This window comes from Allokutzneria sp. NRRL B-24872, assembly GCF_002155965.1.
Lineage (GTDB): Bacteria > Actinomycetota > Actinomycetes > Mycobacteriales > Pseudonocardiaceae > Allokutzneria.
Genome location: NZ_MUMH01000237.1, coordinates 1 through 325, shown reverse-complemented (window position 1 = coordinate 325; position 325 = coordinate 1). Strand labels below are relative to the sequence as shown.

The following is a 325-nucleotide window of genomic DNA, read 5'->3' as shown; positions in this document are numbered from 1 at the left end:
GGCGTCCACACCGACGGCAGGTGGATCTGGTCGGCGTCGGTGCCGCACTACCTGGCCAAGCACGGGGTCCCACTTGAGCCTGAGTTCCTCGCACACATCCGCGAGCACGGGTTCACCCTCCCCCAGCTCGACGCGGAGCGGGCCGGGGCCGCCTTCACCGCGCTGACCGGAGAAGTCTCGGTCACGAAGCCGAAAACTCCCGAGCTGACCGACCGCGACCGCCGAGTTCTCGCGCTCGTCGAGGAGCGGCTGAGCGAGCTCGGAGCGATCCCGGAGGCCTATCGGCTGCTCGGCTCCGCGGAGGGCGCGCTGTGCCTTGAGCGCG

The 325-nt window shown here is 70.8% G+C and carries 1 pseudogene; it reads left to right on the top strand.

What is annotated here, in order from left to right:
* A pseudogene (locus CCN37_RS40400) lies at positions 1-325 on the top strand (hypothetical protein); the annotation flags it as partial.